This window comes from Propioniciclava soli (assembly GCF_014858005.1).
Classification (GTDB): Bacteria; Actinomycetota; Actinomycetes; order Propionibacteriales; family Propionibacteriaceae; genus Propioniciclava; species Propioniciclava soli.
In genome coordinates, this window is record NZ_JACYOT010000005.1 from 26,465 (window position 1) to 47,798 (window position 21,334).

A 21,334-nucleotide genomic window follows, 5' to 3' on the forward strand; every position below is an offset into this window, starting at 1 on the left:
GATCTATTGAAAGTCAATAGATCGGGTCGGCCTTGCTGGCCTGCTCGCTCGGTGGGCCGCGCACCGCTCGCCCGATCGCGCGTCGGGGCGTGCGGCGGCGGACCCGCCTCTCAGGCGGGGGATTCGTTGGTGCGGATCACCTTCGCCGGGACGCCGGCGACGATCGCGTTCGCCGGCACGTCCTTGGTGACGACGGCGCCGGCTCCGACGATCGCACCGTCGCCGATCGTGACGCCCGGAACGACGGTGACGGAGGCCCCCAGCCACGCCTTGCGTCCGATGCGGATGGGTGCGGGCAGGGTGTCGGCTCGCCGCGCCGGGTCGACGGGATGGTTCAACGTGGTCAGGGTGCAGCCGTGCCCGATGAGGGCGTCCTCACCGATGGTGATGCCACCGGTGTCCTGGAACCGGCACCCCATGTTGATGAAGACACCCGGGCTCAGCGTGAGGTTCTTGCCGAACTCGGTGTAGAAGGGCGGGAACAGACCCACCGAGTCCGGGATCTCCTTGCCCGTCAGTTCGGCGAGCAGGGCGCGCACCTGATCGGGGGCGACGTACCCGGAGTTGAGCCTGGCCGTGACCGCCAACGCTTCTTGGGCGGCGGCGTGCATGAACGCGTGCTCCTCCGAGCCGCCGATCACCGGCGCGCCGCTGTTGATGTGGGCAAGGAAATCGTGGAGGTCCATGGCCGGCACGTTACCGGGGAAGCCGCAACGGCGGGCCTCAGACGAGGGGCCAGGGATAGGCGTAGTCGGTGGTGGGGTAGGGCAGCACGGGGTCGCGCAGCAGGCGTCGGACGCGGCGGCGCACGAGCTCGGCCTCGTGGTCGTCCAGCAACTCGGCGACCTCGGGCGGCAGCCCGTCGGCCAAGGGGGCGAGATCCACCAGCACGTCGTCGGGGAGCGGATCGCCCGCGAAGTCCCAGATCACGGTGCGGAGCCGGGCGAACGCGCCGAAGCACAGCCCGTGGTCGATGCCCCAGACGCGACGGTCGGCGTCCAGCAACACGTGGCCGCTCTTGCGGTCGGTGTTGTTGGTGATGACGTCGAACACGGCCAAGCGGCGCAAGGCGTCGTGGGTGTCGGCGTGGCCGTCCCACAAGGTGAAGTAGTGCTCGCCGTCGTTCTCCACGAACCACTGCACCGACCCGACGCCGGCAGGGGCGTCCGAACGCACCACGGTGGGGGGAACGAGGTGCCAGCCGAGGGACTCGCTCAGCAGGAACGCTGCCCGTTCGCGGGCGTGGAGGCCGGGCGGGAAGTCGTGCAGCGGGCGCTCACCCACCTCGGGCTTGTAGACGCCCCAGGCGTAGTCGTCGTCGCTGCCGAACTCGACGACGAAGGTCAGGTTGCTACTCTCCGTGACGCGCCCGATGATGGTCAGCTCTTGGGTGGCCAGCAGGTCCAGCTCGCGGGTGAACGGCGGCTCAGGGCGGGTCATGGGCTCAGGCGTCCGCCGCGGGAGGAGCGGCGGGACGGAGCTCGCGGAGCGATCCGGTGGTCGTGTTCGTGTGCAGGACGCCGACGCTGCCGTCCGCGTGACGCGCGATCACCGACACCGAGGCGGGGTTGACCCAGATGCGCTGGAAGGAATCCAACGGCGTGCCCAGCGCGTGGGCCAGGGCAGCCTTGAGGGGGTCGGCGTGGCTGAAACAGGCCACCACCTCGCCGGGGTGCGCGGCAGCGATGTCATCCAGCGCGCCGACGATGCGCTCGGACATCTCGGTGAAGCTCTCCCCGCCGGGGAAGCGGAACTCCGACGGCTTCTGCTGCACGGTTTGCCACTCGGGCAGCTTCGAGAGCTCATCGAGGCGGGCACCGGTCCAGTCGCCGAAGTCGCACTCCAGCAGGCCGTCATGACCTCTGGCCTCCAGCCCGAAGCGCACCGCGGTGGGCGCGGCGGTCTCGCGGGTGCGCTCCAACGGGGAGGTGTAGATCGCCGTCACCGGCAGCTTCTCCAGCCGCTTGGCGACCTTCTCGGCCTGGGCGAGCCCGGCCTCGGCCAAGTGCAGGCCCGGGGCGCGTCCGGGCAGCACCTGCCCGGTCGTCGGGGTGACGCCGTGCCGGACGAGCAGCAGGAGGGTCGGCAGGTTGGTGCTCATGGGCTCCGGAGATTACCCCCTCACGAGCTCAGCGCCGCCAGGTCTTCCCGGACGGACGCCGGCTCGTCGGCCAGCGGCAGCGTGTCGGGGTCGAGCGCGCCGTCGGTCGCATCGGCGGCGTCGGGGGTCAGGGCCGCGAAGAGTGGTGCCAGGTCGTCCTGCTCGGGGCCGCGCTCGGCGACCAGCTCGAGGGTGAGCCGTTCGGCGTCCGCTGTCAGGCCGGCCAGCAGGACGCGGGCGATCTGGTCGCGGGCGATGACGCCGTCGCTGGAGTCCCCGGCCCTGCGACCGTCACCCTGGAGGAACACGAGGTGCCGCTCATCGGCGTCGTTGTAGTCGAACCACCCCGGCCGCACGACGGTGTAGGGGTGACCGCTGCGCCGGACGAGCCGCTCCGCGCGCCGCTTCTGGTCGTGCGAACCGAGCTGCCGGTTGTAGGGCGAGTCGTGCACGGTCACACCGATCGCGGTCATCAGCGCGATGCGGATGTCCCGGCCGCGCGCCGCGTCCAGCACCGAGCGCACGAAGCCATAGTCGACACGCTCGACCTCGGCCGCGCTCGCGTGGGTGCCGTGGGTGAACACCACGGCGTCCATCCCCTCCACCGCAGCGGCGGCGGTGGCGGGATCACCGGGGTCGCCCACCAGCAGTTCGACGGCGTCGGGCAGGGTGCGGGCGGCGCGCTCCGCGTCCCGCACCACCGCGCGCACCCGCAGGCCGGCGTCCACCGCCTGCTGGGCGACGAGGCGTCCGATGCTGCCCGTGCCGCCCACCAGCAGGACTGTCGAGATGGTCATGCGTGCTCCTCGCGCCGAAGGGTCTGAATCCACCAGTTCCACCAGCGTCGCGCCCGGGCGCGCGAGGGGGAAGGCCCTGACCAGCGGGGTACCGCTGGAACCCCCCAGCCTCTTGCGCCCCGGGTTAGGTTGGCGGTGTGAGCGAACGCCCCCAGATCAGCACGGCCGGCGCCCTCCGAGCCTCCGGCCTCACCGTGAAGACCCTGCGCGAGGAGCTGCGCGCCAACCTGCTCGCGCGGCTGGCGTCCGGGGAGAACCCCTGGCCGGGGCTGCACGGCCTCAGCCGCACGGTGTTGCCGCAGCTCGAACGAGCCCTCATCGCGGGGCACGACGTCGTGCTGCTGGGCGAGCGCGGGCAGGGCAAGACGCGCCTGCTGCGGACGCTCGTCGGGCTGCTCGACGAGTGGACGCCCGCCGTCGAGGGCTCCGAGCTGCGCGAGCACCCGTTCAACCCGATCACGGACGCCACCCGCGCCCGCATCGAGGCCGAGGGCGACGACCTGCCGATCGTCTGGGTGCACCGCGACGAGCGGTACGCCGAAAAGCTGGCGACGCCGGACACGTCCGTGGCCGACCTCATCGGCGACGTCGACCCCATGCGCGTGGCCGAGGGCCGCCGCCTGGGTGACCCCGAGACCATCCACTTCGGCCTGATCCCGCGCTCGAACCGCGGCATCGTCGCCATCAACGAGCTGCCCGACCTCGCCGAGCGCATCCAGGTCGCCATGCTCAACGTGATGGAGGAGCGCGACATCCAGATTCGCGGCTACGTGCTGCGGCTGCCGCTGGACGTGCTCGTCGTCGCGTCCGCCAACCCGGAGGACTACACCAACCGCGGCCGCATCATCACGCCGCTGAAGGACCGTTTCGGCGCCGAGATCCGCACGCACTACCCGATCGAACTCGCCGACGAGGTCGCCGTGATCGAGCAGGAGGCCGAACTGGTGGCAACCGTGCCGCCGGTGATCCTCGAGATCCTGGGCCGGTTCACGCGCGCGCTGCGGGAGTCGCCGTCGGTGAACCAGCGCTCCGGTGTGTCGGCGCGGTTCTCGATCGCGGGCGCCGAGACCGTGGCGGCCGCCGCTCGGCACCGCGCCACCGTGCGCGGTGAGGCGGACGCCGTCGCCCGGCTGGTCGACCTCGAGGCGGCCGTCGACGTGCTCGGCGGCAAGATCGAGTTCGAGTCCGGCGAGGAGGGCCGCGAGTGGGATGTGCTCGCCCACCTGGTGCGCACCGCCACCGCGGACGCCGTGCGTGCCCACCTGCGCGGGCTCGACCTTGGGCCCCTCGTCGCGGCGCTCGACGGCTCCCGCACCGTGGTGACGGGGGAGCAGGTCACCGCCCGCGAACTGCTGGACGCCCTGCCCGAGGTGCCCGGCGGACTGTACGACGCCGTCGCCGAGCGCTTCGACGCGGGCAACGACGGCGAACGCGCCAGCGCGATCGAGCTGGCGTTGGAGGGGCTGTACCTGGCCCGCCGCATCAGCAAGGAGTCCGACGACGGGGAGACCATCTACGGGTGATCCCCGCCGCTGGTCAGCGCGTCGCGCACCGCACGCCACCCACGCACAGGCTCACGCAGAGGCCACCCACGCACAGGAGGTGAACCGATGGCAGGTCCCCAGCACCACCGGGCCCGGTACGGGCGTTACGCCGGCGGTCCCGATCCGCTGGCCCCGCCGGTCGATCTCGCGGAGGCGCTGGACGCCATCGCCGACGACGTCATGGCCGGCTACTCCCCGGAGCGGGCGCTGCGCGAGTTCCTGCGCCGTGGCGGGGAGCGGCAGCAGGGCTTCGACGACCTGGCGCGCCGCGTCCAGCAGCGCCGACGCGACCTGCTGAATCGGCACAACCTCGACGGCACGTTCCAGCAGGTGAAGGAGCTGCTCGACGAGGCCGTCCTGGCTGAGCGCAAGCAGCTCGCCCGCGACGCGATGATGGACGACGACGACCGGGCCTTCCGCGAGATGCGGCTCGACAACTTGCCTGCGTCCACCGCCGCCGCGGTGAACGAGCTCGCGTCCTACGACTGGCAGTCCAGCGACGCCCGGGAGTCCTACGAGCAGATCAAGGACCTGCTGGGACGCGAGCTGCTCGACCAGCGGTTCGCCGGGATGAAGCAGGCCCTGCAGAGCGCCACGGACGAGGACCGCCAGGCCGTCGCCGAGATGCTCGGTGACCTGAACGAGCTGCTCGACAAGCACCGCCGCGGTGAGGACACGCCCGAGGACTTCGACGCCTTCATGGCCAAGCACGGCGAGCACTTCCCCGAGAACCCCCGCACCGTGGACGAGCTGATCGACGCCCTCGCCCAGCGGGCGGCCGCGGCGCAGCGCCTGCTGAACTCGATGACGCCCGAGCAGCGGCGCGAGCTCATGGAGCTCTCGGCGCAGGCGTTCGGTTCGGCGTCCCTCATGGCACAACTGGACGCCCTCGACGGCAACCTGCAGGCGCTGCGCCCCGGGTTGGACTGGACCGGTTCGGAGAATTTCCGCGGCAACGAGGGCATGGGGCTCGGCGACGGCACCGGCGTCGTCCAGGACCTCGCCGAGCTGGATGCCCTGGCCGAGCAGCTCCAGCAGGACTACAGCGGCGCGCGTGCCTCCGACATCGACGTGGACGCCGTGATGCGCCGGCTGGGCGAGGACGCCGCCGTCTCGGCGCGCACGTTGGCGCAGCTCGAACGGGCGCTGCGGGAGGGCGGGCTGTTGCGCCGCTCGGCCGACGGCTCGCTCCGGCTGTCACCGCAGGCGATGCGCCGGCTCGGCAAGGCGCTGCTGGCGGACGCCGCGAAGCAGCTGTCGGCGCGCACGGGCGCCCGTGATGCGCGGACGGCGGGCGCGGCGGGCGAAGCCACCGGTGCGACACGGCCGTGGGAGTTCGGCGACGCCCAGCCCTGGGACGTGACGCGGAGCCTCACCAACGCGATCCTGCGCACCGCGTCGGAGGGCGGCGACCCGGGCGCGGGCGTCCGGCTGGACGTGCGCGACGTCGAAGTGGTCGAGACCGAGGCGCGGACGCAGTCGGCGGTCGTGCTGCTCGTCGACACCTCGTACTCGATGGCTGCCGAGGGTCGCTGGGTGCCGATGAAGCGGACGGCCCTCGCCCTGCACCACCTCGTCTCGACCCGCTTCCGGGGCGACCAGCTCCAGCTGATCGGCTTCGGACGCCTCGCCCAGAGCCGCAGCATCGATGAATTGACCGCCTTGCCGCCGGTGCGCGAGCAGGGCACCAACCTGCACCACGCCCTGCTGCTCGCCGAGCGGTTCTTCGCCGCCCACCCGAGCATGGATCCGGTGCTGCTCGTGGTCACCGACGGCGAGCCCACGGCGCATCTGGAGAGCTACGGCGATGCCTGGTTCAACTGGCCCCCGGAGCCGGAGACGATCCGCCGGACGGTGACGCAGCTCGACCGGGTGACCCGACGGGGGACCCGCACGACGTTCTTCCGGCTGGGCGACGACCCGGGGTTGCGGCACTTCCTTGACCAGCTGGCCGACCGGGTCGGCGGCCGGGTCATCGCGCCGGAGCTGGACGACCTCGGCGCCGCGGTGGTGGGGGAGTACCTCCGGTTCCGCCGCGCCGGCTACGACGACCTGGAGTGGGAGGCCTGACGCGAGCGTCAGCAGGGTTGCGCAATCGCCTCTTCCTCCATGACGAGCAACCGTCCACTGATGTCCTGCACCGTATAACGCCACAGGGTCGTCGCCGGCTCGTCTGGGGCGGCCACGGATCGACCCTCCTGATCCACCACCTCGATGGCCGACGTGTCGAGGCAGGCCTCGACATCGTAGGACGCATCCTCTCCGGTCACGTCACGAATCTCTACCGCTGTCGTTCCAGTCCAGATGAACTCATTGACGTGCAGCTGCTGAAGCGCTCGGAGTTGCCCTCGAGCAGCCTCGCCCGATGCGGCCTCATAGAGCGAGTCGAGCGGGATGGTCCGATCAGCGGCGATGCGATCCATGAGTCCCACGTAGCGCTCCACCACGGCGGCCGCCTCTGCTTGGCCGGCGTCGAGGGTGACGGTGGGCGTTGGGGTCACCACGGGTGTCGGGGTCGGCGTCGCCGTGGTGGGAGCCGGTGTTGCCAGGGAAGGAGCCGACGTGGGCGAAGGTGGCGCGGGATCATTGCCACTACAGGCGCTCAGCACCCCCGCGGCGGCAAAAGCCACGGTCGTCACGATCACGCATCGTTTCCGCACGAGTCGGCCTCCTTTGCCGCTTGCCCCACGCCCGCCAGGGCAACGGAGCTGTTCACACGGTCACACGTGGCGCTCGCGGGGTGGGCGGCCCCGGGGTGGGTTGCTGAGAAGCAGGCTAGGCGCCACCACTCCGCACGCACCGACGTGTCACCACCTGAGACCCGCAGTGTGGCTTGACGAGGTCGCGACGGGAGGCGCGCGTGTCGCTCGTCTGAGGCGGGGGAGCCTTCCCTAGCCTGTCGAGGTGACCACCACCCGCTACCGCTGGCAGCTGCAACCGCGGTTCTTCGTCATCCTGGGCGTGCTGGTGGCCCTCATCCTCGGCATCTGGGGCGTCTCGGCCCTCGTCGGGGTGGTGACCGCGCCGCGTCCGGCCGAGTTGCCGCGCGGGGGCCGCACGATCTTCCCTGAGTACCGCCTGTACGGCTATTCCGGCTACCCGGGCTCGTCGGCCCTCGGACGGCTGGGCACCGGTGACCTCGACGAGCGGATGACCGAGATCGAGCAGACGGGCGCCGACTATGTGGGGGACAGGGAGCTGCTGCCGGTCATGGAGCTCATCGCCGTCACGGTGCACGGGACGCCCCAGGCCGACGGCCTGTACCGCACGAGGACGTCCGATGAGATCATCCAGAGCTGGCTGGACGCGGCGCGGCGCCACGAGGCGCTGTTGCTGCTGAACATCCAGCCGGGCCGGGCGTCGATGCTGGACGAGGTGAAGCACCTGGAGAAGTGGCTGGTCGAGCCGGACGTGGGCCTGGCGCTGGACCCGGAGTGGGCGGTGAGTGGCGACGAGATTCCCGGGCGGGTGTTCGGCCACACCACGGGGGCGGAGCTGAACGAGATCGCCGACTGGACCGCCGCGTTGGTCGCCGAGCACGACCTGCCGGAGAAGGTGCTGCTGTACCACCAGCTCCACGAGAACATCGTGTCGGACGAGGCAGCGCTCGTGCCGCACGAGGGTGTGGTGCTGATCAAGTCCATCGACGGCATCGGGACGCCCCGGGCCAAGACCAACACCTACGAGCGCATCGTCGCGACGACGCCCGAGTACGTCCACTTGGGGTTCAAGCTGTTCTTCGAGGAGGACGCCCGCCACGGCCCGCTGATGACGGCCGAGGAGGTCATGGCGTTGACCCCGCAGCCGGAGTATGTGCTCTGGGAATGAGGCTCGGAGCTCAGCCGGCGCCGGGGGCGTGCCAGCGCTCGACGCCGACGCCCGCAGCGGTGAGGATCGCCGCGCCCGAGGGCAGGCCGGAGGTCGCGCGCACCTCCTCGGTGTAGGTGGTCTCGAAGACGACCCGGCGGCTGTTGACGATGAGCCGCGCGCAGGTGGCGCAGGGCTCGTGGGTGACGTAGAGGGTGTGCTGTTCACCGTTCCAGTTGGCCGCGAGCAGGGCGTTCACCTCGGCGTGGATGAACCCGCTGAGCCCCTGGTCGAGCGACTCGCGCTCGTTGGGCTCGCCGGCGGCCCGGCCGTTGTAGCCGACGCCCACCACGCGGTGGAAGTGTTCGAGCAGGCAGGCGCCGACGCGCACCTTGGCGTCCGCGCTGCGGGAGGCCCACAGCCGGGCCGTCGCGATACCCAGTTCGTCGAAGCTCGGGCGGTTCGTCGTCATGGCGGCAACCTAGCGGGAGGTGGGCGCAGGCGGGGTCAGTGCTCCAGAGGTGGGTGCAGGTCGCTCATCCGGAACCGCTGGCGAGCCATGACGGCCAGCACGTCCAGCACGAGGGCGGCCGCCCCGATGCCCACCAGCACCGCGACGTCACCCATCAGATGGGCCCACTGCCCTCCGGAGATGACGACGCGGAAGGCGTCGATGGTGTAGCTGATCGGCATGAACGGGTGGATCCAGGCGAAGAAGGGCGGCAGCACCTCGACCGGATAGGTTCCCCCGGTCGCCGAAAGCTGCAACACCAGCCACACGAGCAGGAGCGCGGAACCGGGCAACCCCAGCGCCATGCGCATGAGGTGCGCGATGCCGGAGAACACGAGGGCTCCCAGGGCCGTCAGGAGCACGGTCGCCACGGGGTGGACGGGGTCGAGCCCCATGCCCCACCAGGTGATGCCGAGCATGAGCAGGGCGCCCGCCAGCGCCACGGTTCCGAACGGCAGCCAGGCGCTCACCGCGAGGCGCAGGGGGTGGAGCCGGCCGGCCAGCAGGCGTCCGGAGATCGGTCGCATGACGAGGAAGCCCGAGATCCCGAAGACCCACATGGCGATCGAGAAGAACAGGGGCGCCAGGCCGCGGCCGTAGTAGGTGGCCGGGTTCAGCACGTCCATGCCGACCTGGACGGGGGAGGACAGGACGAGCGCGGCGGCGTCCTGCTGGTCCTCGGTCAGCAGCGGAATCTGTCGGACGCCGGACGCGAGTCCGTCCCGCAACGTCTGGGCCCCCTCAAGCAGGCGGCCGAGCCCTGTTTCCAGTTGCTCGGACCCCGTCACGAGGCGGGTGAGGCCCTCGTCGAGTTGCTGCCCGCCGTCCACGAGCCGGTCCAACCCCGTCGCGAGGCTGCCCGAGCCGTCCGCCAGCTGGTCCACGGCGTCCGCAACTTGGCCCACGCCAGAGGCCACCGAGCCGGCGCCGTCGGCGGCCCGGCCGGCGCCCGCCGTCAGGTCGTCGGCACCGGACGCGACCCGGTGGGCCCCGTCGTTCAGCGCCGTGAGATCGTCGCGGGCCTGCTGGGCCTTGTCGTCCGCGACGAACGACTGCACCTTCTGGTTCACGGTGGCCGAGTCGGCCGCCACCGTGGCCACGGCGCTCTCGATCGTGCCCGCCCGGTCAGCTGCCCGCTCGAGCGCGGCCCGGGCGTCGGCGAACTGGGGGGAGTCGGCGATGTCGGGGTTGGCCTCGGCCAACGCGTCCAGCCGCGCGGACGCCGCGCTGAGTTCTGCCGAGAGCGCTGCGGCCGCGGAGTCGCCCTGGACGGTGTCGTTGATCTGCTGGACGCGGTCGTCGATGGCCTGCACGTCCGTCGCCACCGTCTGCTGCACGGAGATCGCGGTGTCGAGCACGGGGAGCACGGTGTCATTGAGCCGCTGGGTGCCGTCGGCCACCTGGTGCGCACCGTCGGCCAGCGTCGAGGAGCCGGCCGTCAGCTGGTCCAGCCCCGTGTGCACCTGGTCGGCGCCGGACTTCAGTTGGGGCAGCTTGCGATCGAGCTCGGACGCGCCCGCCGCGAGCCGGCCGGCGCCGGCGTCCGCCTGGCGCAGGCCGGCGAGGAGGTCGCCCGAGCCGGACTGGGCGGTCTCCAATCCGGTCGTCAGGTCAGCCGAGCCGGTGTGGGCGTCGGCGAGCCCGGACGCCAGCTGGTCGGCCCCGGAGGCGGCGGAATCCATGCCTTCTCGAATCGTGGCGAGATTCTTGAAGACCGCCTTGAAGTAGGCGTCCACGGCCGCCTTGTCGACCGCATTCTCGATCTTGGTCTGCGCCGATCCGGTCACCGACCCGATGACGAAGCCGTTGGCGTCATTGCGCCGAAGCGTGATCTGGGCCCGCTGGGGGTCGGCGCTCTGGCCGCTCACGAGATCCTCGCTGAAGTCCTCCGGAATCTCCATGACGAGGTAGTAGCGGCCCTCGACCAGACCGGCCTCGGCGTCGGCGCGCGAGGTCACCCGCCAGTCGAACGTGTGTTGCTCGAGAATCTCCCGCTGGACGTCGTCGCCGGCGGCGATCGTCTCGTCGTTCAGGGTGACGGGGGAGTCCTCGTTCACCAGCGCCACGGGCAGCTTCGTCAGGTTCCCGTACGGATCCCAATTGGCGTAGAGGTAGACCGCGCCGTAGATCACGGGCACCAGGAGGGCGAACAGCAGCGCCAGGACAGGCAGGACGCCGCGGAAGCGGCGAAGTTCATAGCGCGAAAGCACTCACGACTCCTGGGTGATGACGCGGGGGCGCAGGTGCCCGAACGAGAGGGAGAGGGCTTCCCGCGTCTGCGGGGGTGGCAGGTGCAGGACGGCTGCGCCGCGGGGGAGCGCGGAGGACTCCAAGGCGCTCACCACGAAGGAGTGCCCGAGCGCGCCCAGGAGATCCATGGCCCGATACAGCTCCTGGAGCTGCGGCACGGTGAGTGCGTCGTCGACGTCGTCGAGGACGATGTGGTGGGCCGGCCGCTGGCAGGCCAGGAGTGCAGCCAACAGGGTCCGCTCGTAGGCGCTCAGGGTGTCGACCCGGGCCGACGGAGCGAAGTGGTGGTCGATCGCCTCCTGCAGCGCCATGAACGACTCCCGCCCACGGCGCACCCCGATGCCGTCGGCCAGCGCGTGTTCGTCGGCGGCCTCGGCGACGGTGAGATCCGGTTCGAGCTCCACGAGGTCGGTGATCCTGGCGACCGCGGAGCGGTGGCGCAGCAGCCGGGGTTGGCGCAGGCCATCGAGGTCGCCCACGCGCAGGGTGCCCGTCAGGCCACGCATGCGCCCGGTGATCGCGAGCAGGAACGCCGACCTCCCCGACCCCTGCACCCCGAGCACGGCCCCGTGGGTGCGCGGCGGCAGTACCCAATCGACAGGGCCGAAGACGCGGCCGTGCGGCGTGGTGAGTTCAAGGCCCTGCGCCACGAGCGCCTGACCCTCATGGGTCACGCCCCGTGCAGCATGCCGGGGCGCCGTCCTCGGCGCTGGAGATGCGGTCGTCATCGGTTCGGCGTGATCGGCAGCAGGCTCACTGCTGGCCTCAGGAGTGGCCTCGGGCGCGGGCACCTCGCGGGGAGTGTCGTCCGAGGCCGGCTCGGGCAGGGCATCGGGTGAGGTCTCGGGCCCGTCGTCAGCAGGCTCACTGTCGTTCATCGTCATCTCCGGGAGTTGCGGCGTCTGTCAGCTACGATACCATCAGTATCGAATCCCAGTGGTATCGAGGAGTTCGGATGACAGAGGGCACAGGGGCAGGGCGGCCCAGCCGGCCGAAGCGAGCCCAAGTACGCGCCGACATCGTGTCGGCCGCCACGTCAGCCTTTGAATCCGCAGGCTATGCCGACACCTCCGTGGACGCCGTCGCGGCGGCCGCGGGGTACACGAAGGGTGCTGTCTACTCGAACTTCGGCAGCAAACCCGAGCTGTTCGCCGAGGCCTGCGCCGAGAGACTCGCCGCCATCAGCGCCGACCTGCTCGAACGGGTGGCGCCGGTGCTCGATGCGGGGGGCGAGCGAGACGAGCTCGTGCGGCCCCTGGCCGAGGCGGTCGTGGCCGCCACCCTGGACACCCCGTTGCGGTGGCAGCTGCTGCTCAACGAGTTCCGGGGCGTGGCGCTGCGCGACCCGGCCGTCGACGCGGCCTATCAGAAGCTGTCCGCGCGTCGCGTCGCTGTCCTCGTCGAGCTGCTGAGCTCCAACGCCTACCTGGCCCGCTTGGCGCCGGCCGCTCTGCAGCGTTCGGTGCTGGTGCTGCTCACCTTGGTGAACGCGCTCGCCCTGGAGCATGCGGCGGCCCCCGAGACTGTCGATGCCTCGACGGTCACCCACATCGTAACGGCGTTCTTCGACGTCGTCCTGCCCTGAGTCCTTGCTCGGGCGGGGGGCCGAGCCACCTGGCGCCATGGGGTGCGACGTGGCGCAGCGGACCACCACGTGGCGCAGTGGAACTCACGTGGAGGGCCTTGCACGGGCCGCCACGTGAGCTGCACCGCGCCACATGAAGCGGAGCTGCGCCACGTGCGTTTGCGCTGCGCCACGTCGCGAGCGGCTACCATCACGTCGTGGATTCCGGGGACCCCGCCGACTGTGTGTTTTGCGCCATCGTCGCTGGGACCGTCCCGTGCGCCAAAGTGGCCGAGGACGAACTCACCTTCGCCTTCATGGACGTCGATCCGGGCACAGACGGCCACCTGCTGGTCATTCCGAAGCGGCACAGCGCCGATCTGCTCGACGTTGATGCCGATGATCTGACCGCGACCGTGCTGGCTGCCCAGCGGATCAGCAGGGCTGTGGTGTCCGAGCTGGGCGCGGACGGTGTGAACCTGCTGAACTGCAGCGGCAAGGCCGCCTGGCAGACCGTCTTCCACGTCCACCTACACGTGATCCCGAGGTACGACGATCGGAGCAGGGATCGGATGGAGCTCCCGTTCGAGCCGGGGATGCCGGCCGACGCCGCGGCCATCGCCGAGCACGCCAGGTTGCTGGCTGCTGCTCTGATCCCCGAGAAGAACGCGTCTGGCAAGGAGTTCGTCGACGCTGATCTGTCGGGAGCACGTTTTGTGCGCTCCAACCTTGCCCGTGCCGTGATGCGAGGGGTTGACGTGGCCGGCCTGGACGTGGACGCCCCGTGGCTGCTGGACGGGGAGAGCTCGCTGAGGGTCAACGGTGTGGACGTGGCCCCGTTGGTTGACGCCGAGTTGGATCGTCGGTTTCCCGGCCGGGCACTGCGCCGAGCGGAGGATCCTGACGGCCTTCGCGCGGCCTGGGCTGCTGTTGAGCGGGCGTGGGATACGACACTGGAGCGGGCCCAGGCGTTGCCCGAGAACAGCGTCGACATCCAGGTCGACGGGGAATGGTCCTTCGCCCAGACCCTGCGTCACCTCGTCATGGCGATCGACACGTGGCTCGGGCGCGCAGTGTTGCGTCAAGGGCGAGAGGCCTACCATCCGATCGGTCAGCCCAATATCGAGTTCGAGGCCGACGGCGGCGACATGTCGATCTTCAGTCGCACCGAGCCGACCTTCGCCGAGGTCCTCACCGTACGCGCCGATCGGGTCGCCATGGTCCGGGACTTCTTGGAGCAGGTGACGCCCGAGGTCCTGATGGCCGAACGGGTCAACCCGTGGGCGCCCGGACACTCCGAGACTGTCCTTGCCTGCCTGCACACCATCCTCGAGGAGGAATGGGAACACCACCGGTACGCCGTGCGTGACCTGGAGTCGATCCAGGTTCTCGCGCCGGATGCCTGAGTCCGATAATGCACATTATGTCAGATTCCACCAGGACTGCCAGGGTGGTGTTGCACAGTCTGTCCCCTCTTGCTCTAACCTGCACATCTCCTGGTCTACCTTGCACCTGCTATAGTAAGAACCTCACTTCTCGCCAGAACATGCATCTTCGCCTCTGGCTCCAGCGCAAGGAGGTTCGGTGCCGAAGGTCAAGACCGAGACGCCGCCGCCTGGCTCGTTGCCGCGCAACTCCAACCCCGAGCGCTCGATGATCCTCGCTCGGATCGCTGGGCAGCCGGTGTCCGAGGTTGTGCTGGACGACCAGGCTGTGTCCCTGATCCGCTTCGAGGACGCTGAGCCCATCAGGAAGTTCTACGCCTGGCCTCATCGGAGGGTCTACGACGGCCTCTACTGGTCCTCCACGACGCGCACCCATGTCGAGTTCGCGTCGCTGCTGGAGCGCGAGTTCCTCATGAAGAGCGACTTCGACATCGAGGTTGCCGACATCTCGGCCCAGCCCTTGGCGATCCTGTGGCCCTACCGTAAGCACGGTCCGCGTGACCATGTGCCCGACTACTTCGTTCGTCTCACCGATGGTTCAGGCCGCGTGGTGGATGTCCGTCGCCCGGACAAGGCCCAGGACAACGAGCAGTTCGCCATGACCCGCCGCCTGTGCGCTCAGATCGGCTGGGACTACGAGGTCTTCACCGGGCTGTCGGCGCAGCGGGAGGCGAACCTGCGCTTCATGGCAGGCTTCCGGGCCGACCGCTATCAGCCCGAGGGGTCGCTCATCCGAGTGATCCAGGACTGCTACTCCCCTGCCACCTCGTTCAGGGCTGGACTGCTGCGAGCGGTGCGGTCGACCAAGTTGGCCAAGGAGCAGGTGCATGGGCATGTCCTGTGGATGATCTTCCACTCCCTCCTGGTGCTCGATCTCGATGCGGCGATCTCGATGGAGACCCAGGTGCACAACCCTCGCGAGGTGGCCCCGTGACCTCGGTGCGGCTCTTCGACTTCATCGAGTTCGACGGCCAGGCATGGCAGGTCGTCGCTCAGGACGGCACCGAACTGGCCCTGCGGAACCTCGGGACCAACCGCATCCGTAAGGTCCCAGTGCTCGACCTCCTTCAGGACGACTCGCTCCTGCCCGACGACGGGTCCCGGGACACCCGCCTGGACGACCTGTCCGTGTTGGACACCGTGCCAGCACCAGCCGCCGACCGCGCGCTCTTCGTGCACCGACACGTCTACGAGGTCCTGAACGGGTTCCCCCCACCATGGACGCACCTGGACGACGAGAAGGTCGTGGTCGAGCCAAACCCCGACTACGACCCGGCCAACACCTTGGAGTCACGGATCGAGGCGAAGGTCGAGGAACTGCGAGCGGCGGGCACTCCCCTGGCCAAGCGCACCCTGAAGGGCTACCTCGCCCGGTACCGGGACGAGGGCCTGGCGGGACTGGTGGACAAGCGGATGACGCAACCCGTCTCCCGCACCGGGACGATGGACCCGCGCACCGTGGCCCTGCTGGAGCAGATCATCGAGCGTCAGGGCACCATCTCCACCGGCTCCAAGAGCAGGATCATCGGGCAAGTTCGTCTGGAGGCGGCGGCGCTGGGGCTACCGCTGAAGTTGGCGGACTCGACCCTCTACCGGATCATCTCTCAGGTGGGCCGAGCGTCCCTGCACACCTTCGGCAACGCCACCACACGCCGGACACAGGCCAACAAGCCGGGTCGCTCGTACGGGGCCCAGAAGCCCATCCGACCCGGTGAACTCGTGGAGATCGACAGCACGCCGTTCGACGTGATGGTGGTGATGCCGGACGGCTCCGTCAGCCGTCCCACGCTCGTCGGGATGATCGACATAGCCACCCGCACCGTCTGCGGTGCTCGGCTGGCCCCGGGGCCGACCAAGGGCGTGGATCTTGCTGCTGCTGTCCTCGGACGCTCGCTCACTCCTCTGGAGATGGTGCCGGGCTGGAGCGAGTCGATGTCGTTGACCCGCTCGATCCTGCCCGCAGGGATGATCGAGCCCGACGAGGAGTTGCACGCTTCCCTGGCGGCACGACCGATCATCTTCCCCACCTCGATCACGATTGACCGTGGCAAGGACTACATGTCCAAGGTCTTCATGGATGCCTGCGAGTACCTCCAGATCGACGTGGTTCGGGCCAACCCCCGGACCCCGACCGACAAACCGCACATCGAACGCACCTTCGCGGCGATCAACTCCGGCTTCACTCAGTTCCTCAACGGCTACGTCGGGCAGCACGTCGTGCGTCGGGGCTCCTCCCCCGACCAGGAGGCTGTAATCACCCTTCAGCAGGCTCAGGACCTCTTGGACGGCTGGCTGGTGAAGGTCTGGCAGAACCGCGCCCACGACGGGCTGCGGCACCCGGCTGCGCCCGGGAAGACGCTGACCCCGAACGAGATGTATCGCGCCCTGGCAGGCGTGGCTCCGACCGTGCCACGGACCCTGACGCGCGATGACTACATCGCACTGCTCCCGCGTCGTTGGAACCGCATCCAGCCCTACGGGGTCAAGGTGGCCAACCTGCGATACTCCGCCGAGGAACTGCGCCCCTTCATCGGGCAGGACAGCGGCCTGAAGGGCGTCGCCAACGGTCGGTGGGAGGTCCACTACGACCCGTGGGCCATGAACAGCGTGTTCGTGCGCGACCACCACCAGGGCCGATGGATCGAGGCCGTCTGGCAGCCGGGACAGTCAGCACTGGCTCCGTTCTCCATGGAAGTGCTCCAGGCAGCGATCAAGGCGGCGCAGGGCCGCGACCCCCACGCGACCCCGATGGACTACCTGGCCGAGATCAACCGCATCCAGACCACTTCCGGTCCGATGACGCGGGCCGAGAAGAAGGCGTCGCGATCCCAGCGTCCGGCCATGGTTCCGGTTGAGCCCGCTCTCGACGTGGACGAACTGGCCGATGAGCCCGAGCCCACCCCGCCGACCCCCATCCGCAAGCCTGCTCGCAAGAGCATGCCGCTGCTCGACTAGGAGACACCATGACGGACTTCGACACCGAGACCTGGGTTCCCGACACCATCGACAAGTGGCGGCAGTGGGTGGCCTACGCCCCGGTGAAGCCGACCATCCTGACCACGAAGGAGGCCGAGCGCCTCAGCGAGGACGACCGTGAGGACTACCGGGATGCCCGGCTCGCGTGGCTGAACTCCAGCCACGTGCTGGCCACTCCGGATGTGCTCCGGCTCCGCCGCGAGTTCGACATCACCACGGCGATGAACTCCGGGCAGTCCTTCACGGCTCGGCAGGCTCTGGCGGTCAGCGGCACCCAGACCATGGGCAAGAGCACGGCGGTACTGCACCTGGGGAAGAACTACGAGCGCAAGATGATGCGTAAGTCACCGCACGCCAAAGACCCGTCGTACGTGCCTGTCATCTACTTGGCCCTGCCGGAGACGAGCACACCGAAGGCCCTGATGCGCGCGTTCGCACGGACCCTTGGTGCTGACTACCGGGACCGGACCTCCACCGATGTCCTGACCGACCGGATTGCCGAACTCCTCCGGGAGAAGACAAGAACCTCCCTGGTGATCCTTGACGAGGTGCAGCGCCTGACGACGAAGCAGATCGCGGGCAGCGAGGCCGCAGGGGCGCTGAAGGGCTTCATGGAGAAGGTGCCTGCATCCTTCGTCCTCGTCGGCGTCGATCTACCTCGCAGCGACCTGCTGGGAGGACCGTTCGCAGACGAGATCGCAGGGCGGGTGACGATGCACGAGATGCGTCACCACGGCATCGGCACAGCCGAGCAGCGTGAGGACTGGGACACCCTGCTGCACGCCATCGAGGAGAACATCCTCCCGCTGGCCGATCATGAACTGGGGTCCTTGGAGGCCCGAGCCGGATGGCTGCATGACCTCACGGGCGGCAACATCGGTTCGCTCATGCTGCTCCTACGTCGTGCCACGACGACGGCTCTCATCGACGGCGACGAACAACTGACGGACGAGCACCTGGATCAGACCGTGCCCGACTACCGCGCCGCCCTCACCCACAGGAACAAGGCCAAGGAGCGAGCCCAAGCGGAGGCCAGGGCCCGCTACCGTCAGCCCGCGAAGAGTGCTGGATGATCGCTCCGCTGCCAGTGAGGACCAGGTTGATCGGTGGCGAGGGACTGCCCACCTACCGGACGCGCCACGCTGCCAACAACCTGACCACTGTTGCCGACGTGGAGCGCTACGTCGAGGAGCAGAGCGGACAGCGCCTGAGCAAGTCCTCTCGTCACGCGGAGGTCCTCCAGGCGTGGCGGGAACTCGGCAGCCTGCACCAGCGTGCCTTCACCGAGCCGCAGGTCGTCTCGGGCAACTGGGTCATCGACCGAGACCTGTGCGAGCGCTGCGTACCTCCCTACGAAGGTGCCCACGGGCGACTCCCCTGGGTCGGCTGGGTCTGTCTGAAGCACAAGCGCTGGATCAAGGATGACGAACAGACGGACCTGTGCCGCTTCGGAGAGGCACTCGTGGCCGAGCGGCACTGGCGCGGGCGGCTCACGCCACGACGAGTCGTCGTGGACTCCCCGCTGCTGCTCCTCGCGGAGGAGTCCGCCACGGTGGGCATCTCCAAGGCCGTCCTGGAGGAGCGCGCTGAGCGAGTTGCGTCCCCCTCCCCTGGTCTGCTCGTCTATCCCGAGACCGTGAGGATCGCCCGCCTCCTCTCGCGGCCCTCGTTCCTCGACGCGATCCTCAGCGATGCTCCCAGTCTGTGGAAACGCGCCTTGGTCGAGCGCGAGGTCAAGGCGATCCTGCCCGACGCTGAGGACGCGGAGATGTGGCGTGCGCTCGCCCGAGTCTGGGACTTCGTTCTGAGCCTCCAGGACGTTGTGCGGGATGCCCGCTGGCTCGGGCAGGTTCCGGAGGATCGGTGGAACGTCCTGCGGTACTGGTCAGGCTTTGCGGAGTTTGAGCGCGTTGAAGTCGTCCAGACTCACCCGCTGGTGTAGGTACCGCCGCCGCAGGGCACCCACCATCTCGGGGTCATCGTGGAGGAGCACCCGCCACCGGGTCTGACCTTCGTTGATCGGCTCGATGGCCTCAGCCACCCAGACGCCGAAGACAAAGCCTCCCGGGATCACGCCGCGCCCTGTCCGGCCCTCGGCAACCAATAAGAGCGGCAGTGGCCCACCTTCCCTCAAAGCCTTGGCCACCGTCTTGGGGGCGGTGCTCCCCTCGATCACGGCGAGGCTCTCCCCGAAGAGCGACTGCTCGTCCAGGACTGGCAACTGGCCAATGGGAGTTGGTCCGGTGTGCGTCCTCAGGATGGCCCCGTCCTCGGGCAGGGGGACGAACTGTGCCCGCTCAACGGTCTGCACCAACGTGCCTGGCCAACGGACGCTCTTCATCCGCTCGTTCAGGGGTGCAGGGTGCAAGCAGGCGCAGAGAGTGCCAACGGTGCGTGCGAGGTGGCCCGATTCGGCGCTCGGCCAGGCTTGCTCCGGCACTACCTCCACGATCACCCGGATTCCCGCCTGGCTCAACTTCCCCAGTCGCTCACGCGCTGCTCCCTCGCCCTCGGGAAGCGACTCGGGCTCAGTGGCTTCGCGCAGGTCCACGGGCTGCGGAAGTTCGTGCCGCAGCCCCACGTAGAAGATCGTCCCCAGGGCGTGGTTGCTCGGCCCGGTGGTCGGGTCGATCAGTAGGTAGATTCGCCACGGGACGGCTTCTCGGGTGACGGGCATGAGTTGGGTGGCCGGCCTTCCGGTTCTTGTCGGTCTCTCTGTCCCGCAGTCTAGGGGCTGGCCACACCTCCCCTGGCTGGTCATGGACGTCCGCGACACGCCCAAGCGTCGAAAGAATCCCGAGACGCACTCTCCGTGCTCGTCACTGAGGTTCTTCGGCGTACCAACGGCTGAATAGCAGGGTCTCCACCCCGAGAGAAATGCCGCGAAGGGCGAATAGGACTGGCTATGAGCGAAGGAAACTACTTCTCACACGACTTAGGAGGTGGACGAATGGCTCGGAGCCGTTCCGCATTCGTGGACAAGATCAAGAGAACCGTCGCCATGAGGCCGGACATTTACAACCGGCTCACCGAGATGGCCGGTGCCGAGCGTCGTTCGATCTCGTCGCAGATCGAGACCCTGATCGAGGACGGCGTAGCGCGCTGGGAGAAGCAGCAGCGACGCGAAGAGGCAGCGAGGGCGAAGGTCCAGTAACAGGACGAAGCGCCCCCTTGCTTGGCGGCGGAGGGCGCTTCGTGAAGTCCGTTAGGAGGACACTGATGACGATAGCACCTGGGTCTGACCAGGCTGATAAGCCGCCGGGGAGCGTGTCGCGGCCCGGGCACTCAGAGGCCGTGAACCGGCTCGTGAGCACCCGGGCACAGATCATCGCGCTGATGCGTGACCCCCGACTGCCCCCGCTGGCGAAGCAGGTCGGCTCTCTCCTCTGGGCGATCACGGAGACCTGGGAGCGCGGGGAGACCAAGACACTCACCTACCAGCAGTTGGCCGAGCAGATCGTCTGGGAATCCCGAGATGGTGTCGTGCAGACCGCCTCGGCAGAGGGCGTGCGCAAGGCCGTGAAGGCACTCCGTGAGGCGGGCTACGTAGCGGTGGCCTCCGTGCAGCACCCCGGCAACGGCAAGCCCTCCGGCATGCAGTGCATCCCGAGGGCGACCAGTGACGCCCTCACACACGACGAGTCGGGGCCCTTCCGAGTCTGGACCAACGGCACCTTCTCGCAAAGTGCCGGTTCCTGGGAACCGGGAGTTTCCCCTAGTTACGACGAAGTGCCGGTCCCCCGGAACCGGGAGTCTGAAAGTGGCGGTTCTGGGGAACCGGGAGTTGGCAAGGTGCCCGTTCCGGGGAACCGCCCTAGTAAGGAGACCTCCTGGAAGAGCACCTCCCTGGATGAAGACGACCAACTGACACCCCCTCCTCGCGGCGATGCCGCTGATGCCGCCGCCCTGGAGAGCGTGGACTGGGACTCCCTCACGACCGCCTCGGACGTCGTGAGCCTGCTGGAGAAGGCTCTGACGCCTCATGGGCAGTGCGAGGTACGCAAGCGCACGAAGCGCCGCGAGATCGAGGCCAGCGTCGCAGCGCTCCTCGCGGAGGACTGGGACATGCCCCGGGTGGTCGCAGGCGTCGGGCTCTGGGCCGGTGATCGGGAACTGAGGAACGCGGACGTGCTGCACCAGATCGCCAAGCGCCTGGTGCGCACCCAACTCGCCTCCCCCGCCCGACTGGTTCTGCACAGCCCTATGGACCTTCTCCGCCAGTCCTTCGCGCTGGGCGTGGAGGTGCGCAAGGAGCGTGAGTCGGATGCAGGCACCACCGGGGAGTGAGTCCGCCGCGAGTGGACTGAGGCTCAACACGTGGCTTCGGCCCCGCCTGGCC

20 protein-coding genes are annotated in these 21,334 nt (G+C 69.2%); 11 read left to right on the top strand and 9 right to left on the bottom strand.

The annotated features are described in order from the left end of the window. Positions 1-110: 110 nt before the first annotated feature. The 4 genes from IFY26_RS17715 to IFY26_RS05255 are packed head-to-tail and all read right to left on the bottom strand — an operon-like array spanning position 111 to position 2,898. Positions 111-686: a DapH/DapD/GlmU-related protein gene (locus IFY26_RS17715; RefSeq protein ID WP_269779156.1), complete on the bottom strand. Its 576-nt coding sequence runs from the start codon at positions 684-686 to the stop codon at positions 111-113. Positions 687-723: 37 nt separating this feature from the next. After that, a complete protein-coding gene (locus IFY26_RS05245; protein ID WP_232547953.1) occupies positions 724-1,440 on the bottom strand; it encodes an SCO1664 family protein in 717 nt (238 codons plus the stop codon). A gap of 4 nt (positions 1,441-1,444) precedes the next feature. Continuing rightward, positions 1,445-2,101 (bottom strand): histidine phosphatase family protein, encoded by a 657-nt coding sequence (locus IFY26_RS05250; RefSeq protein ID WP_232547954.1) that lies wholly within the window; start codon positions 2,099-2,101, stop codon positions 1,445-1,447. Between the two features lie 20 nt (positions 2,102-2,121). Further along, a complete protein-coding gene (locus tag IFY26_RS05255; protein WP_232547955.1) occupies positions 2,122-2,898 on the bottom strand; it encodes an SDR family oxidoreductase in 777 nt (258 codons plus the stop codon). A gap of 137 nt (positions 2,899-3,035) precedes the next feature. Between IFY26_RS05255 and IFY26_RS05260 the strand changes: the two genes are divergently transcribed. Together IFY26_RS05260 and IFY26_RS05265 are read left to right on the top strand one after the other, a co-directional pair. After that, positions 3,036-4,421, top strand: a complete 1,386-nt coding sequence (locus IFY26_RS05260; protein ID WP_232547956.1) for a MoxR family ATPase — start codon at positions 3,036-3,038, stop codon at positions 4,419-4,421. 87 nt (positions 4,422-4,508) lie between these two features. Beyond that, positions 4,509-6,512, top strand: a complete 2,004-nt coding sequence (locus IFY26_RS05265; RefSeq protein ID WP_232547957.1) for a vWA domain-containing protein — start codon at positions 4,509-4,511, stop codon at positions 6,510-6,512. An 8-nt stretch (positions 6,513-6,520) separates the two neighbouring features. Here IFY26_RS05265 and IFY26_RS05270 read toward each other — a convergent pair whose 3' ends face one another. After that, positions 6,521-7,087, bottom strand: a complete 567-nt coding sequence (locus tag IFY26_RS05270) for a hypothetical protein (protein WP_232547958.1) — start codon at positions 7,085-7,087, stop codon at positions 6,521-6,523. 259 nt (positions 7,088-7,346) lie between these two features. Between IFY26_RS05270 and IFY26_RS05275 the strand changes: the two genes are divergently transcribed. Continuing rightward, a complete protein-coding gene (locus IFY26_RS05275) occupies positions 7,347-8,270 on the top strand; it encodes a hypothetical protein (protein ID WP_232547959.1) in 924 nt (307 codons plus the stop codon). A gap of 10 nt (positions 8,271-8,280) precedes the next feature. Here IFY26_RS05275 and IFY26_RS05280 read toward each other — a convergent pair whose 3' ends face one another. The 3 genes from IFY26_RS05280 to IFY26_RS05290 are packed head-to-tail and all read right to left on the bottom strand — an operon-like array spanning position 8,281 to position 11,684. Next, positions 8,281-8,721, bottom strand: a complete 441-nt coding sequence (locus tag IFY26_RS05280; protein WP_232547960.1) for a deaminase — start codon at positions 8,719-8,721, stop codon at positions 8,281-8,283. A 35-nt stretch (positions 8,722-8,756) separates the two neighbouring features. Then, positions 8,757-10,970 carry a YhgE/Pip family protein gene (locus IFY26_RS05285; RefSeq protein WP_232547961.1) on the bottom strand — a complete coding sequence of 738 codons (2,214 nt, stop codon included), beginning with the start codon at positions 10,968-10,970 and terminating at the stop codon, positions 8,757-8,759. Beyond that, positions 10,971-11,684 (bottom strand): P-loop NTPase family protein, encoded by a 714-nt coding sequence (locus IFY26_RS05290; RefSeq protein WP_232547962.1) that lies wholly within the window; start codon positions 11,682-11,684, stop codon positions 10,971-10,973. It lies immediately after the preceding gene. A gap of 281 nt (positions 11,685-11,965) precedes the next feature. On the opposite strand from IFY26_RS05290, the gene IFY26_RS05295 reads away from it, so the two are divergent. The 6 genes from IFY26_RS05295 to IFY26_RS05320 all read left to right on the top strand — a co-directional run bounded on the left by IFY26_RS05295 (position 11,966) and on the right by IFY26_RS05320 (position 18,937). Then, positions 11,966-12,595, top strand: coding sequence for a TetR/AcrR family transcriptional regulator (locus IFY26_RS05295; protein WP_232547963.1), 630 nt, complete (start codon positions 11,966-11,968; stop codon positions 12,593-12,595). 224 nt (positions 12,596-12,819) lie between these two features. Next, positions 12,820-13,980, top strand: coding sequence for an HIT domain-containing protein (locus IFY26_RS05300; RefSeq protein WP_332836158.1), 1,161 nt, complete (start codon positions 12,820-12,822; stop codon positions 13,978-13,980). A 178-nt stretch (positions 13,981-14,158) separates the two neighbouring features. Next, positions 14,159-14,953, top strand: coding sequence for a TnsA-like heteromeric transposase endonuclease subunit (locus IFY26_RS05305; RefSeq protein ID WP_232547965.1), 795 nt, complete (start codon positions 14,159-14,161; stop codon positions 14,951-14,953). Then, a complete protein-coding gene (locus tag IFY26_RS18100; RefSeq protein WP_232547966.1) occupies positions 14,950-16,974 on the top strand; it encodes a Mu transposase C-terminal domain-containing protein in 2,025 nt (674 codons plus the stop codon). Before IFY26_RS05305 ends, IFY26_RS18100 begins: the two co-directional genes overlap by 4 nt. Before the next feature lie 8 nt (positions 16,975-16,982). After that, complete coding sequence (locus tag IFY26_RS05315; RefSeq protein ID WP_232547967.1) at positions 16,983-18,068, top strand: AAA family ATPase; 1,086 nt, start codon at positions 16,983-16,985, stop codon at positions 18,066-18,068. Positions 18,069-18,082: 14 nt separating this feature from the next. After that, positions 18,083-18,937 (top strand): hypothetical protein, encoded by an 855-nt coding sequence (locus tag IFY26_RS05320; RefSeq protein ID WP_232547968.1) that lies wholly within the window; start codon positions 18,083-18,085, stop codon positions 18,935-18,937. Here IFY26_RS05320 and IFY26_RS05325 read toward each other — a convergent pair. After that, the gene (locus IFY26_RS05325; RefSeq protein ID WP_232547969.1) at positions 18,881-19,672 is read right to left on the bottom strand and encodes a hypothetical protein; all 792 of its coding nucleotides are present in this window, start codon (positions 19,670-19,672) and stop codon (positions 18,881-18,883) included. The genes IFY26_RS05320 and IFY26_RS05325 overlap by 57 nt on opposite strands. A gap of 324 nt (positions 19,673-19,996) precedes the next feature. Here IFY26_RS05325 and IFY26_RS05330 point away from each other — a divergent pair, with 324 nt between their 5' ends. Together IFY26_RS05330 and IFY26_RS05335 are read left to right on the top strand one after the other, a co-directional pair. Next, complete coding sequence (locus IFY26_RS05330; RefSeq protein ID WP_232547970.1) at positions 19,997-20,149, top strand: hypothetical protein; 153 nt, start codon at positions 19,997-19,999, stop codon at positions 20,147-20,149. 140 nt (positions 20,150-20,289) lie between these two features. After that, complete coding sequence (locus IFY26_RS05335) at positions 20,290-21,282, top strand: hypothetical protein (RefSeq protein WP_232547971.1); 993 nt, start codon at positions 20,290-20,292, stop codon at positions 21,280-21,282. Positions 21,283-21,334 lie beyond the last annotated feature (52 nt).